At 67.6% G+C, this 13,716-nt stretch carries 10 protein-coding genes and 1 pseudogene; 4 read left to right on the top strand and 7 right to left on the bottom strand.

What is annotated here, in order from left to right:
• Positions 1-154 precede the first annotated feature (154 nt).
• Both QP413_RS07765 and QP413_RS07770 read right to left on the bottom strand, forming a co-directional pair.
• Positions 155-436 (bottom strand): WXG100 family type VII secretion target, encoded by a 282-nt coding sequence (locus tag QP413_RS07765; RefSeq protein WP_012359627.1) that lies wholly within the window; start codon positions 434-436, stop codon positions 155-157.
• Between the two features lie 75 nt (positions 437-511).
• Positions 512-796: a WXG100 family type VII secretion target gene (locus QP413_RS07770; protein ID WP_012359626.1), complete on the bottom strand. Its 285-nt coding sequence runs from the start codon at positions 794-796 to the stop codon at positions 512-514.
• 384 nt (positions 797-1,180) lie between these two features.
• Between QP413_RS07770 and QP413_RS07775 the strand changes: the two genes are divergently transcribed.
• Positions 1,181-1,903 (top strand): DNA methyltransferase, encoded by a 723-nt coding sequence (locus tag QP413_RS07775; RefSeq protein WP_284781363.1) that lies wholly within the window; start codon positions 1,181-1,183, stop codon positions 1,901-1,903.
• Between the two features lie 124 nt (positions 1,904-2,027).
• Here the strand turns inward: QP413_RS07775 and QP413_RS07780 are convergent, their stop codons facing one another.
• The 4 genes from QP413_RS07780 to QP413_RS07795 form a co-directional block, all read right to left on the bottom strand.
• Complete coding sequence (locus QP413_RS07780; protein ID WP_012359624.1) at positions 2,028-2,630, bottom strand: hypothetical protein; 603 nt, start codon at positions 2,628-2,630, stop codon at positions 2,028-2,030.
• Between the two features lie 79 nt (positions 2,631-2,709).
• Entirely contained in the window at positions 2,710-3,204 is a 495-nt protein-coding gene (locus QP413_RS07785; protein ID WP_284781376.1) for a 2'-5' RNA ligase family protein, read from the bottom strand.
• Between the two features lie 299 nt (positions 3,205-3,503).
• A complete protein-coding gene (locus QP413_RS07790; protein WP_284781364.1) occupies positions 3,504-4,934 on the bottom strand; it encodes a type VII secretion-associated protein in 1,431 nt (476 codons plus the stop codon).
• Positions 4,934-8,392: an FtsK/SpoIIIE domain-containing protein gene (locus QP413_RS07795; RefSeq protein ID WP_284781365.1), complete on the bottom strand. Its 3,459-nt coding sequence runs from the start codon at positions 8,390-8,392 to the stop codon at positions 4,934-4,936. Before QP413_RS07795 ends, QP413_RS07790 begins: the two co-directional genes overlap by 1 nt.
• Before the next feature lie 282 nt (positions 8,393-8,674).
• On the opposite strand from QP413_RS07795, the gene QP413_RS07800 reads away from it, so the two are divergent.
• A complete protein-coding gene (locus QP413_RS07800; RefSeq protein ID WP_284781366.1) occupies positions 8,675-9,853 on the top strand; it encodes an EsaB/YukD family protein in 1,179 nt (392 codons plus the stop codon).
• A pseudogene (locus tag QP413_RS07805) lies at positions 9,850-10,749 on the top strand (S8/S53 family peptidase); the annotation flags it as partial. The gene QP413_RS07800 and the pseudogene QP413_RS07805, both read left to right, overlap by 4 nt.
• Before the next feature lie 317 nt (positions 10,750-11,066).
• On the opposite strand, the gene eccB reads toward QP413_RS07805, so the two are convergent.
• On the bottom strand, positions 11,067-12,449 hold the full coding sequence (eccB, locus tag QP413_RS07810) for a type VII secretion protein EccB (RefSeq protein WP_284781367.1): 1,383 nt from the start codon (positions 12,447-12,449) through the stop codon (positions 11,067-11,069).
• Positions 12,450-12,662: 213 nt separating this feature from the next.
• Between eccB and QP413_RS07815 the strand changes: the two genes are divergently transcribed.
• On the top strand, positions 12,663-13,667 hold the full coding sequence (locus QP413_RS07815) for a hypothetical protein (protein ID WP_284781377.1): 1,005 nt from the start codon (positions 12,663-12,665) through the stop codon (positions 13,665-13,667).
• Positions 13,668-13,716 lie beyond the last annotated feature (49 nt).

A 13,716-nucleotide genomic window follows, 5' to 3' on the forward strand; every position in this document is an offset into this window, starting at 1 on the left:
GTGTCCCTTGCCCACGCGCTCTTCACTGCACCCCCACACACGGCAACACCCCGCAGGGACAGTTCCCCACGGGGTGCGTGCGCAGCCGGTTCAGGCTTCCAAGCGCTTCGGCCGGTTCAGCTGATCGGGCTGGTGTGGTCAGTTACGCCGCCCGCTACGCCCAGCTGCGGGCCGCCGAGGTGTTGATCTGGCTCATGCGATCGTTGGCCTGGCGGACCGTCACGCTGATCTGGCCGAGCACCTCGTTGAGCTCAGCCGCCGCACGGTCCCAGCGCAGCTGCGCCTGCTGATAGGCCTCCGAGGACTCGCCCTCCCAGTCCGCAACCAGTGGCTGCAGCTGCTGCTTGAGGTCCTCCAGATTGCCGTTGATCCGCCCCCGGGTCTGGTTAATATCGTCGGCTGTCTGCGCGATCATGCCGAAGTTGTACTTGATCATTGTTCTCAAATCCCCCCTGGATTTTCTCTGTGCGGTGCGGCCCCTGTTGCGGAAGCGGCCGCATCAGCCGCTGGTTTAGCGGAATGCCTGCATGTTCTCGAGCTCGGTGTCGTCGAAGGAACGCGCGTTGGCCCGGATGTTCTCAGAGATGCTGTTCAGCGCCTCGCTGAGCTCCCGGGCGCTGGTGTTCCACCGCTCCATCAGGTTCTGGAATGCCCCCTGCGCCTGGCCGCGCCACACGCCCGAGGTTTCCGCGACGATGCCCTGCAGCCGGGACAGCTCCCCCTGGATGCTGGCGTTGACCTGGTCAACGTTGCTGGCCGCCCCGGTCATCGTTGCGACATCTGTCCTAAAACTCATGTTCCCTCCCCATGTTTTCGCGAACCGGTTATCGGTCCGTCAGAAGTATTAGACAACTAACGAGCCCAAAAGGTTCCCGGTTTCCCAAAAATCCTTCAAATTCCTCGCCCTGCCTACCCGCTCCCCCGCGCTCCCTCGGCCTTCCCTCCGCGTTCCCCACCCCACTCCCCCAGCACGTTTTGCAGAGTTTGATGTCGCTTTTGGCCCGATTTCCGGCATCAAACTCTGCAAAACACACGGGGTGGAGGGCGAAACACACGGGGTCGGAGCGCAACACCCACGGAGGCGGAGCCCAATACACAACGCGGGCACGGGGCCGGGATGCCCCAAAACGTCACGGACCGGTCACTGGTCTTTTCAGGACGTCGGGCTAAGCTGCAGGTCATGACGCCTTCCCCGCCCCTGGATGCGCCAACGGCAGCCCCCGCCACACCCCTGCGGACGAGCATCGCCGAGTTCCTCGTGGATCGCCCTGTCGACGCGGACGAGGACGTCCACATGTGCGCCGCGATCGTGGACCACGTGATCCGTGCATATTCCGCTCCTGGCGACATGGTTTTTGATCCCTTCGCGGGCTTTGGAACCACACTCATCCGTGCCGTGCGGCTCGGCCGGCGGGCCGGGGGCATCGAACTGCTGCCGGAACGGGTGGCTCAAATTCGCGCCGCCGCACCGGGGGCGAGCATGGTCGCTGGGGATGCGCGCCGGCTCCTGCCGATGTTGGCATCGTCGTCAGAACATCGGCAAGAAAACGGGCCGCGACCTGCGGTGGACCTGGTTCTCACGTCCCCGCCGTACATGGCCGCGACGGAGGGCGAGGCCGATCCGCTGGAGGCTTATGAGTGCGGCGGCGGGGACTATCGGCGTTACCTCGCGGAGCTGGGCGAGGTGGCGGCCGAATGCGCGCGACTGGTGGTTCCCGGTGGGCACGTGGTGTGGAACGTGGGCGATATTCGCCACGCGGGGGCGCTGACCCCACTGATCGCGGACTGCGCCGAGTTGCTGGCAGAGCACCTAGAGCAGGTGGCCGTAGTGGAGATCGAATGGGATGAGTATCCGCACGACATCATCCGCGACGCGCTGCTCGTCTTCCGGCGCAAGGCGTAGGTGGCTGCCGGGGCTGGCTGGAGGAGGCGGAGCTGCCTGGTGTGGTGGAGCTGAGGTCACCGGGCGGGCTGGACTGCGGGGTTGAGCTTCATAGCCGGGCCGCACGCTGGTGGGCGCGCCCTAGCTACTTGAACTCGTACTCCAGCTTCGCCTCGGGATCGATGGCGTGAACGATGCCGCCGTAGAAGTTCTTGGTCTGGTCCTTCAGCAGGCCCAGGTTGAGCCGGATGTGCTCCTGGCGCTTCTCCTTGTTCAGCACCTCGTTGATAGCCTCGGCGTTATCGATGTTGGCCGTCGCGAAGCTCAAAACTTGCCCGTGCTGGTGCACGGTTTTGAACTCTGGGTCAGAAAAGCCAATGAACTTAAAAGGCGGAATGGTGAGCTTGAAGTGACCAGGTTCGGTCTCCTCGATTTTCACAGCTTTGCCGTCAATTCCTAGCTTGGCCGTGAACTTGTACTGCAGGATGTTGAGCTTCTGACTTCCCGGAACGCCCCACTTGAAGAGCTTCGCGCTGTTCTGCGTGGTGTGCAGCCCTTGGGTGGCAGTGGAGAGCAGCACGATCTCCTCACGACGTTCGACCGCGTGAATAACCTCTGAGTTACTCTGCTCGGTGACGGTTTCCACAGGCGTTCCGAGGTTGCTTGACTTCCCCCACAGGAAGCCACCACCTAGAAGGACGAGGACCAGGAAAAACGCAGCGAGCGCGGACAGAAGCTTCTTCGTCATAATTCGCTAATCTTATATTGTTTTTTGCGCGAAAACCGATCCGGGAGGGGGATCGACCTCCCCCGGGGAAACAGCGGGTTTAAAAGGGGAAGAACTGGTCTGTGCTCGGCACGCGGAGGCCGGCTTCCGCCGCGGTGAGCTGGCGCAGTTCTGGCGGGCTGAGTTCGTCGAGGGCGCGGATGTAGTCCGGGACGATGGCCCGCGGCAGGCGCAGCCCCATCGTCAGGTGCGGGATCCAACGCGGGCCGCGCCCCTCCGGGTTTGCGGTGCTGATCGCGCGCGCCGCGGCTTCGAGCTCGTCGCTGGCTTCCAGCAGCCACGCGACGGTCTGCTTGCGCCGGGTGCCGAACACGACCGTGCCCATCCGCTGCAGGGTGGCGGGCATCAGGGGCGCGAGGAGTTCCTCGGCCAGGTCTACGACGGGTTCTTCCATGCGTGGGGCGAAGGTGATGGTGATGTGCGGGGTTTGGTGTTGGGTGGGAAAGCCCCGCTGTTCGAGCGTGGCGAAGATCTCCCGGACCTGCGCTTCTTGTTCTTCCGCGAGGTGCAGCAGGATGTTTTCCGGGGACGCCACCGCCTTCACCTCCGCTCTTCCCAGCCGTTCCTGTGGTGCTGTCACTAAGCACCGCTTCTGCCTGCACCCTACCGAAGCGGCCCTGGCGTGGCCTCGGCCCGGCACTGACTCGGCAATGGCATCGTTCCGGCGTGGCGAATTGGTCGAGGCGGAACGGGCGCACACACCTCACCCGCCTGCCGCGAACGCCTCATCCCGGTTGTCGCGAACGCCTCATCCCGGCGTGCCGCGCTCGCCTCACCCCGGCGGACGCCTCTCCCCCGCCGGGTGCGGTGGAAAGGGCGCCGGTACCGCAGCGCTTACTTCTCTGGTCGAGCCGAGTCCACCACCTGCTCACAGACCCGCGAACGCACCGGGTTGGGTTCCCGGTATTGGCAGCCGATGGATACCTGGTGGCCATCCACGAGCCGGACGTACCAGAGCGTTTCGGAGTCCGGGTACTTCTCCCGGTAGCTGACCGGGGATTCACTGGCGACCTTCGTGCCCGGCGCGTCCCGCAGCGCTTTAAGCACGGCTTTGTCCAATTCGGCCTGGCTCTTTAGTGGTGCGGGTTTCGCGGCGAGCAGTACGCGCATTCCGGCGTCCTTCTCAGACTGGTAGGTCTCCCGCTGCGGGGTGGCTTCGGCGAGGTTCCATCCCTTCGGCCAGTCCGCTGTCACGGGGACGTCGGCACGGTCGGCGGCGCGGTGGTCGGCACCTTTACCATTGATCTTCGGGTCCTGCATGCCCGGCCGGTTCGGCGGCGGGGTGAATGGCGGCGGGGTCTCTGGCTGGCGGTTTCGGTCCGAATCCCCCTCCCCGGCATCTTCCCCGCCGGCGCTCTCCCCGGCACCTGGCTCGACCTGCCCGGCCTGCCCGGCGGCACCGCCTTCGGCGTTCGCGACCGCCTGGGTGTCCTCCCCGGCACCACCGGCAGCGTCCAGCGCGAGCCCGGCGGCCATTGCTCCAGCCACGATGATGATCGCGACGAAGGCCGCAGCCACCGGGCTGGCTCCCAGCGGGAGTTTCCGCGGTGCCGCCGCACCCGCTCCCCCACGGTGTACTGCGGGCCGAGTTGCCCCGGCCTTATCCCGTGAGCCTGAAAGGTCCCAGGACAGAACCCGGTTGGGTGTCGCCCGCGGCTCTTCTCCAGGAGGCACGCCCGGCGCGGGCGCACCCTGCCCGAGTGCTTCCGCGTGCGTGAGCTTCCCGGCATCCGCGCCACCTCCGGCGCCACCCGTGGCCCCGGCGCCCGCCCTCATCGGCTCTTCCGGGCTCAGCGCCAATAGCTCCTGTTGTGCGACCGCGAGGCTGCTGGCCAGGTTCATCGCGTACTGGGTGTCCACCACCCGCGCTCGGAACCCAGCCGCACGCAGATAGGTAGCAATCGGGGCAGCCTGCCCACCCGTGACCAGCACGTCCGGCTCGGACTCACCCACTCCATAGGGGAAGTGGTCCCGCGGGATACCGGAGTCCAGCCCCGCTGCGTGCGGACTATTCATTCGCTGCTGCATTACTTGGGTGACCAGTTCGGTGAGGTCGTCCAGCTCCTGCAGGTCAATCCCGCTGCCGCGGAACGCGAGTGTGCTGGCTGTATCGGGCCCGGTGATAGGAGGCATCGTGAGACTGAACCCGGTAAGCAGGTCCGTGACCTGGTCACCGTGGACCAGCAACCCCGACTCATAGCGGGCAACGGCTTCCGCGAGCAGCCCCATCGCTGGGATCGGGGGTTTGGTTGCACTCGGATTCATCACTCTTCCTCCTTCTCGGACGCACCCGTGGCGCCGGTTCCGGTTTGTTCACAAGCTTCAACTGGTTTTGACGATGCACCGACCTCCGCTTCTGCGACCTGGACCAGCCAGGATTCTGCGTGGACGTACACGCCGCGGCCGGGTTGGCGTCGGCACAGTTTCTGGCCTGCGATCGGACCGTCCTCACGCGGCGCGGAGAGCAGCAACCACGCGCTGTGGTCGCGCATCGCCTGCATGAGGGGCTGGAAGGCCGAGCGAGCGAACTGCCCCGAACGCCGGGCGAGCACCAGGTGCAAGCCAATGTCCGCCGCGTAGGGCAGCAACGGCACGAGCGCGTCGAGGCCAGGGTCGTTGTCCGAATCGTCGACAATCACAAACAGCTCCGGCCCGGACCACCAGGAACGGTCCCGGAGCTGCTCGACGGAGACGTCCTTCGGCACGCGGGACTGCAGCACCTCGACCCATTCGGCAAGGCGCTGGCGGAACTGCTCCGCGCCCAGGTAACCGGGGCTGCCAAGCAGGCCGCGCCGGGTGTCCGTGGCCAGCACGTCCGCACTTCCTTCGGGAAGCTGGTTGATGCTGGCGGCCACCGTGCGCAGCGCGCTGGTCGCGCCTGCCCCGGCCTGACCGATGACGACCAGGTGCGGGAACTCCCCGCTGTCCCAGGCCACCGCATCCAGGCGGGGGCCGCCCAGGGCGAAAGGCACCACCGGGGCGTGTGCACCCATCGCGTGGCTCCCCGCTGCGACCTCCCCCGTTGAGTCCACGGCAGCGTGCTTGCCAGCCGTAGCTGTACCCGTGCCAAAACCGCTGGTCCCGGCATCCACGCCCGGCGCGGATCCACAACCCGGCACGCCGTCCAACAGCTCCGCCAGCCCGATCCGGTCCGGCAGGACCCGCATCGCAACATCCTTCTCGCCCCGGGCCACGCTGACTTTGCGCACGTGCTCCACATCCTGGGCAGCGCAGAACGCCACCTGGATGTGCTTGCCGTTGTGCGACACGCCCCGCCCCGGCACGTCCGGCAGGGACTTCTGCGCGTCCCGGAACTCGGCATCCAGCGCGGTCATCTTCATCTCCACGTGTCCGGTCAGCACGTCACGCAGCGAGGGCCGGAAGTTCCAGCGCAGCGCGGTGACCACCACGTGCAGGCCACGTTCCAGCCCGCTGGTGGCCAGCTGGATGAGCCGCTGCTCCTCCTCCCCAATCGCGGTGAGCTGGTCCAGCCCGTCCACGATCAGCACGCGCGGGCCTTCCACCAGGTCCACCTCGTCCAGTAGGCGCCCCGCATGCTCCGGGCCAACCACCGCCGCGACCTGCGGCAACCGCGCCAGATCGCGCAGCGAACCACCGGGGTCGAAGATGTAGATCGGCACGCCCGGGCTGCTCAGCCCAAGTGCGAGCACCAGCGCGCGCACCGCCATTGTCTTGCCCGTCCGTGGTTGCCCAACGATCGCCCAGTGCCGCCGGTTCAGGTCCATCCGGTACGTCCGCTGCACCCCTTCGAACGGCAGGTCCTCCAGCCCGATCGTCGCCGTCAGCGGTTCCATCTTCACCGACGACGACGCCGCTGCCGCACCCGCTCCGATCCCCGTCCCGGTGTTCTCTGGTCCAGCCTCCGGTGCGCCTGTATCCGACTCCGCCAGCACCTCGTGGGCTGGAAGCATCTTGGGCAGTGGGGGCAACCAGATCGGGTTCTTGTTCGGTCCCTTAAGCCGGTCCACTACCAGCTGCAGGGTGGTGGTCGTGGACTCCACCTCGCTGCCGAGCTCCTGGATCAGCCGCTGGTCACGGGGCAGCTCTGGGCCGGAGACGTAGGCACTGTGGAAACGCACGGTGTCGTGGGCCGAAAGGATGGCGGCACCCGGGTTCGCGGGTAGCTCAAACGCCGCAGTGGAACCGATCAGTGCCCGCGACTCCGCAGCCGAGAATGTCCGCAACGCGATCCGGTAGCTCAGGTGGGATTCCAGGCCGCGCAGCCTACCCTCCTCGAAGCGCTGGCTGGCCAGCAGCAGGTGCATCCGCAGGCTGCGGCCCAGCCGCCCGATCGCGGCGAAGACCTCCGCGAACTCCGGTCGGTTCTGCAGCAGCTCAGAGAACTCATCTACGACGATGAACAGCGCCGGCATCTGGCCCGGGAAGGCCTCGTTGAACTCCAGGGCCGTGGACATCCCTGCCGCCCGGAGCCGCTCCTGCCGCCGGTGCATCTCACCGAGCAGCGAGTCCTGCATGCGATCCACCAGCCCGGCTTCATCCACCAGGTTGGTGATCACCGCGGAGGTGTGCGGCAGCTTGTCCAACCCCAGGAAGGCCGCGCCACCCTTGAAGTCCACGAGGATGAAGTTCAGCTCCTCCGGGCTGTGGTTGTGCGCGAAACTGACCACCACGGATTTCAGCAGTTCGGATTTACCCGAGCCCGTCGCCCCGATACACAACCCGTGTGGCCCGATCCCGCCCAGCGCGGATTCTTTAATGTCCAGGTACACCGGCGCGCCAGAGAACCCGATCGGGGCGCGCAGGTCCCCGCCCGGCAGCTCCAGCAGGCTCGTGCCGGAAGTCACCTGGGAGCGCGACCGGCACACCATCGCCAGTTCCACGTCGCTGAGCTGGTCCGCCAGGCCGAACGGCGCCCAACCATCAACGGTCCACGCGCTCATCGCGAAGCCTTCCTCAGCCCCGGCGACGTGCAGGTACAACCCCTGGCTCTGTGCGGCATCCACCCACTCGCTGCTGGGCTCCACCACCACCGAGTTCAACGTCACCGGGTCCGCGCCCGTGCAGAAATTCACCCGCACCGACCCATCGTGGGGCAGCCACTGATCATGCGGCCCGCGCACGCCGACGTCCTCCGGAGGTTGGGCGACCAGCTGCGCCTGCATCGCACGCGCCAACCCCGCCGCACCGTCGCCGACGATCGCGATATACGGGAATGCACGCACATCCACCGCCACCGGTGCCTCGATCGTCGCGGTGCGTAGCGCCAGGTCACGCAGGCTCATCGCGCTCACCGGCTCCAGGTCCTCCGGCGGAGCATTAACCGGGATCTCCAGCGGATCATCCGGTGCCTGCACCGCCACTCCAATGCGCACCACTCCAGGGGCCGCGCTCGGCAACTCGCCGGCATGGATGTGGTTCCACAGCGTGCCCGGGTGCGGATGCTCGCGGTTCATGCGAACCAGCTGCTCGCGCCGGGCCTTCTTGACCGAATCGGACAGCGCGTCCAGGTGCCGGTGGAACCCCCTACGGACCTCGTTGACGTCCGTGCCGGACTGGAACATCATCGCCATCGAACCCAGCATCATCAGCGGAAAGATGAATGTCATTGGCGAGCGTCCCGCCCCGGACATCACCATCGCCGCGACCATTCCCAGCACCGCGACCAGCATGATCGCGGGCATGAGTATGCGGACGAAGGGCTGTTTTTCCTTCGGCAGAGTTGGTGGTGATTGCGCTTTCACCGCGGTTTCCCCCTTGTGTTGAACCCCTCAACCGGCCACTCGCGCCCCTGCCCCCGCAGGTTGCTGACACTATCGCCACCCCGTGTGCCCAGCGGGAATGCGCCGGACAGGGCAGCTCAATGGCCGTGTGCGCCTAAACATAGACCCCGGTGCAGACATCTCGTGGCGAAATCCCCCAATTTGCCACCCCCGTGTCCGCCCCACCCGCTATTGTTCTGTTCAGTCCTGGCTGGGGTATACGGGTCGGGGCGAAAAATTGGGGGAAAATTTGAGGGGGATATTTTGATTGCCATCAGCATTTCGGTGCCCAGCACGGGCAAGGTGATTAACGCCGCGGTGGCGGATCACGTGCCGGTCGCGGAGCTCATTCCGCATCTCGTGGACCCGGAGCCGGGGCAGCTGTGGGAGCTGCGTCGCGCGGTGGGGGTGGTTGCCCCGGAGCAGTCGCTCGCGGAGGCCGGCATCCACGCGGGCGAGGCCTTGGCTTTGCACTGTCGCAAGCCCGCCGAACCACCCGCCCCGCCGTTGGAGGCGGCGGATGAGCTTTCCGGGGACGTCGGCACCAATTACGCGGCGTGGATCATCGCTGCTGCCGTGGTGTTGCTCGCCTTCCGCGCGACCCCGTTGTGGCATCCGTTGGATTTCCACGGTGCCGCTCATTTTGGTTTTCAGGACGCCGCCGCGGGCGGTGGGGTCGACCTCGCAGTGTTGTTGCCGCTGGTCTTCAGCACCTTCGCTGCGGTGGCAGTGGCCGCACTGAGCTTGTTTGATCGGCGGTTTGTCCCGGTGGCAGCGGCCCTGGGTTTTGCCGTCGGGTTGAACGTGAACGTGCTGGTGGGCTGCGTGGTCGCCGCGCTGTTGGTGTGGCGGCCGGGGCCGGTGCGAGTGGGCACGATCGCGGCTGCGGTGTTGGCGGCCATCAACTTCTGGCCGCCGATCACTGCGCTGGCCGCGGTGGTGCTGCTGATCTACTCCGGCCAGTTGGCGCTGGCGATTGCGAAGGTCGTGGTCCCGCGCGTACCGGCCGCGGGTGTGTTCCGCGATCCGGTGGCCAACGAGGCCGGCCCGGTAGTGCAGGTGCACTCCGCTCTGGTGGCGGCGGCCTGTGCGTGGTTATTCGCCTCCGTGGTTCAGCTGGTGCCGTGGGGTGGGCCCACCCCGTCAGTGTGGACGGTGCTGCTGGTGGTCGCGCTGGTCGTGGCCGCGTTATCTGCCCGCGGTACTCGCCCCTTCCACGCCAATGCGCTGGCCGTGATGGCGGGTTGTTCGATCGTGTGGCTGGGTCATCAGGTGCCGTGGGGTGTGCTCGCGTTGGTGCTGGTGGCGCTGCCGTTGGTGCAAATCTCCTCGCCTCGGGTGGGCCGGATCGTCGACGCCCTGGAGGCCGTGGCCTTCTGCGCCGCAGTCCCGCTGGCGCTGCATGGCGCGGGCGTGTTTGAGCTGATCAGGGGGCTCGGATGACTCCCCCACCAGCAGCTCCCGCACGCGGGAACATCAACCTCAACTGCCAGGAACAGGCACGCGACCCGGACCTCCACCTACCAGCACCGGCATATCCACACGACCTGGCCACTGGCCATGGCAGCACCATCATCGTGGTGGACACCGGTGTGGCCCTGCCGGGGGCGACCGGGGAACGGGATTCGTGCATTCTGCATGGCACCGCGGTGGCCACGACCGCCGCGCAGGCCGCGCCCGGCGCGCACATCCACAGCCTCCGACACGCCTCTAGGCCCGACGCGGTGGAGGGCACCGTCGAGGAGCTGGTCACGGCCCTCGACCAGGCGCGGAAGGTCAAGGCCAAGCACAAGATCGTCAACGTCTCGATGGTCACCTGCGAACCCGCCCCGGCGCTGGAGAAGGCGGTGCGCGAGCTCGTCGCCGACAACACACTGGTGGTCGCTCCCATCGGAAATATGGGGCAGTGCGACGCCGGGGCCGCGACGTTCCCGGCCTCCCAGCCAGGGGTGCTGTCCGTCGGGGCTGTGGAAAGCGGCACCGTCATGGGCGGTGGTGCGGGATCTGCCGGAGGCTCCGCGGCGACGAGCACCGCCGGAGCTGGTGCAGGACGCGCCGCCACGGGCGGGGGTTCTCCGGGCGACCAGCCCGCCCCGGCCGTCCTCAACAGCGGCCGGGTGCCTGCCGCCTATGGGCTGGCCGGAGTTCCCGCGGACATCTACGCGCCGGGTGGCCCGGTGGTCGCGCAGGTGGGCGATGGCCCGCCGGTGTTGGGCTCGCCGGAGCCTTTCATCGGCACGAGTTTCGCCGCCCCCGTGGTCAGTGGGGTGGCTGCGATGGTCTGGCAGCTCCGCCCGGAGCTCACGGCCGCAGAGGTGACAGGCCTGCTGCGGGAGACCGCGCAACCAGGTGGCGCCATCGACGGTGTGGAGGGGTTGCAGACCGCGAGGGTCGTGGATCCTTCGGCCGCCCTGAGCCTGGCTCGCGACCAGCAACGGAACCATATGGCGGACGCGGCGGGCCAGGATCACCGTGGGGACGGTGCCGTGGAACGCGCCAAGGCGGGCCTGCCCGGCGGCCCCCACGATAAAAACCCCGGCAACGAAGCCGGGGCCCACGACGCGGCCACCTCCGGCGCCTTCGATGCGCCCGGCGATGCCGTGGCCGACGTCCCGGTGGCGGTCACCGCCGCGCCCGTCGCCGAGCAGGTGACGGACTACCGGGTGCCGTTGGCGCTCTCTGCGGTGTTGGCGGTGGCCTTAGTGCTTGTGCTCGTTGCCCGGGCATTCGCTTCGGAGAGCACCCCACCCTCCGGCAGCCCGGAGATCACCCGCCAGGGCACCTGAGTGTGCTCGGTGAAGCCGAGAGCCGTGAGGTCCTCGGCCTTACCCACCGTGAAGCGGGTGCCGGTGGCGTCGACCAAGAAGAAGCCACGCTCGGTGAGCAACGCGCTCGTGCCCGCAGGTCCGGCGTAAGCCGCCCGGGGGTCCTGCCCCGCGGCGTCGTCCTTGCTTTCGGTCCCAGCCCCGCCAGCAGAACCGTCAGCCTCCCCGCCAGCCTCCCCGCCAGCGGCCCCGTCACCGGCACCGGTGCGCTTACCGTCGCCGTCCCCGTCAGTCCCGGTGCTCTTACCATCACCGTCACCCGCCGGCTCCGCCAAGCCCTTCTCCCCCAGGCAGGATTGCTCCGGGTGCGCCCAAGAGGCCTCCCGGTCGGGAACGTTTGGCAGCAGGTCAATCATCGGCTGCGCCATGACCGCCCCCAGCTCCGCATCAAAGCTCCCACCCGGTGCGAGGGCCTCCACGTACTCCCGGCGCGGGCCGGTCACCTCCGAGACCCCGCCGTGGCCAACCAGGAATGCCCGGTCACCGGCGTGCGCCACCGTCCCCGCCCGGTGGAAGGGCTTCTTCAACCCGGAAAGCCCACGCGGGATCAAGCTATCGGTCTGCTCATCGAAGCGATTCAGCAGCTCCGGGGCCATCGGGATCTCCACCGCCCCGAGGGCACGCGCGGCCCCACCCTCCGCGAGGCTGCGCTTCGTCCCGTCGATCAGCCACACCGCCTTGCCGGAGCGCACCACGCCCCGCTGGTAGCTTGCCACCTCCCCGACGGCCCGGACCTGCAGCGTATCCGGCTTCCCCGCAGCCTCCGAGGTATCGCACACCAGCCACCGCCGCACCGGCGCGGGGTTCAGCCCCGGCACGTGCCCAATGCCCACCGCGGGCCCCATCGGCGCTCCCCCATTGCCCTCCTGGATCAGCGCCGCAGTGGAGTTCTTCACCTCCACCGGCTGCCGCAGCACCAGCCGGGCGCTCGCCACGTTGCTCACCGGGTGGAAACCGTCCTCCAAGCGGACATGAAGGCTTCCCTGCTCATCGGCGACGAGGGCGGCGTCGTCAATGGAAGGGGCCGGTCGCAACAGCGAAAGCATCACCGCACCACCTGCGATCAGCGCGCTCAGCAGCAGCCCGACCCCGATGCTGCGGCGTTGGGCGCGCAGCGGGTCGTGCGCCATGCGCGGATCGCCGATGATCAGCGCGAGCTCCAGCCGTCGGAGCAGAAAACGGTAGCCCGATACTTGCAGACTTGTGGTGCGCACGATCTCCCCCTGAATTCTGTGCGTTGTCCCTGGTGCGCGGTGCTTAACGCTCGTTCCCCGCAGTCCTGCCGCAGGAGCCGCACCGCTGCCCTCCCCCGAGGGCGATTTCTTCAATCTAATGCGCGCGCCGGTCCGCTGTGACAAAATTCGGGAGAATCAACAAGGGATGTGGGGCATCCCGGGGGATATTCAGGGGGAATTCGCGTGGCTATAGTGCATGTTTTGCTCATCGGGATCGTTGCGGCACTGGCTGCTGCGGGTGGTTGGTGGCTGTGGAGCGCCCGGGGCCGCCCGGAGGATCAGGAGCGGCAGGTGTGGCGGATCGCGCCTGCTCCGCACGACTTTTTCGACGCCCCGGAGCCGGTCACCGTGGGTGTTTCGCGCCTGGTTGCCGGCATGGGCGCGTCCGGCTCCGAGGTGCCGGGAGAGGACGTCGACGCCGCCCACCCCAGCACCGTTTTTCACGCTCCGTCTTCTTCCATTGGGGACGTCAGCACGAACGCCAGCGCGGTGGCCGCCCCGCCGCTGCTGGTACACCAGCAGGATCTCGGCGGGGAACTGCCCGCCCTGCTCACCGGGAACGTGGGCGCGACCTTCGCCTCGATCCCGGCATCGTTCAGCGAGCGGGTACCGTTCGCGGCTGTCGGCTCCGGGGTGGTGGCCTGGCCGGTAGATGGTGCTGCTCCGTCCACCGACACAGGGCCAGAGAACGGCGCGCAGCGGGAGTTCACTGACCCGGGCCCGACGTTCCAGGCGCTGCCTGCGCCCGGCTGGCTGCTGGGGTTGAGCGCTACGGGCAATCCGGTGCAGGTGCAGCTCGTGCCGGGGGCGACCGTGCTGCTGCATGGGGCTGGTTCCGCCGAGCGCCTGCTGGAACGCCTGCCCGCAGACCTGCCCTGGGTGCAGGTTCTCCGCGCGGAAACCCTCCCCCTCCCAAGCGGCGAGGCAAAGACCACGAACACGCAGTCCGTCGCCGAGGCCTCGACACCAACTAAGGGGCCCCGTGATCTCGGGGCCCGCTGGCGCGAGGCATGGTCGCCGACAGTCTGCCGGGTGGTGCTGGCTTCCTCCACCGAGGAAGCCAGTCGCCACGGCATCATCGCGGATCTGGTGATTGATTCCCGCGGCACTGTAAACCACCGCGGGCACGACGTCCGCTTCGATCCGATGCATCTGCCAAGCACCAACGCGCTCGAGCACGCGGAAGCCTCCCACTAGCGACTCTGGAAAACGCGCCGCGCTATACCGCTATCAGCAAAAGCAATCC

The organism is Corynebacterium sp. UMB4614, from assembly GCF_030217065.1.
Taxonomy (GTDB): domain Bacteria; phylum Actinomycetota; class Actinomycetes; order Mycobacteriales; family Mycobacteriaceae; genus Corynebacterium.

Excerpts from the sequence above, each read along its gene's own strand:
- QP413_RS07765 (WP_012359627.1), bottom strand. The coding sequence starts at position 436 with ATGATCAAGTACAACTTCGGCATGATCGCGCAGACAGCCGACGATATT.
- QP413_RS07770 (WP_012359626.1), bottom strand. The coding sequence starts at position 796 with ATGAGTTTTAGGACAGATGTCGCAACGATGACCGGGGCGGCCAGCAAC.
- QP413_RS07775 (WP_284781363.1), top strand. The coding sequence starts at position 1,181 with ATGACGCCTTCCCCGCCCCTGGATGCGCCAACGGCAGCCCCCGCCACA.
- QP413_RS07780 (WP_012359624.1), bottom strand. The coding sequence starts at position 2,630 with ATGACGAAGAAGCTTCTGTCCGCGCTCGCTGCGTTTTTCCTGGTCCTC.
- QP413_RS07790 (WP_284781364.1), bottom strand. The coding sequence starts at position 4,934 with ATGAATCCGAGTGCAACCAAACCCCCGATCCCAGCGATGGGGCTGCTC.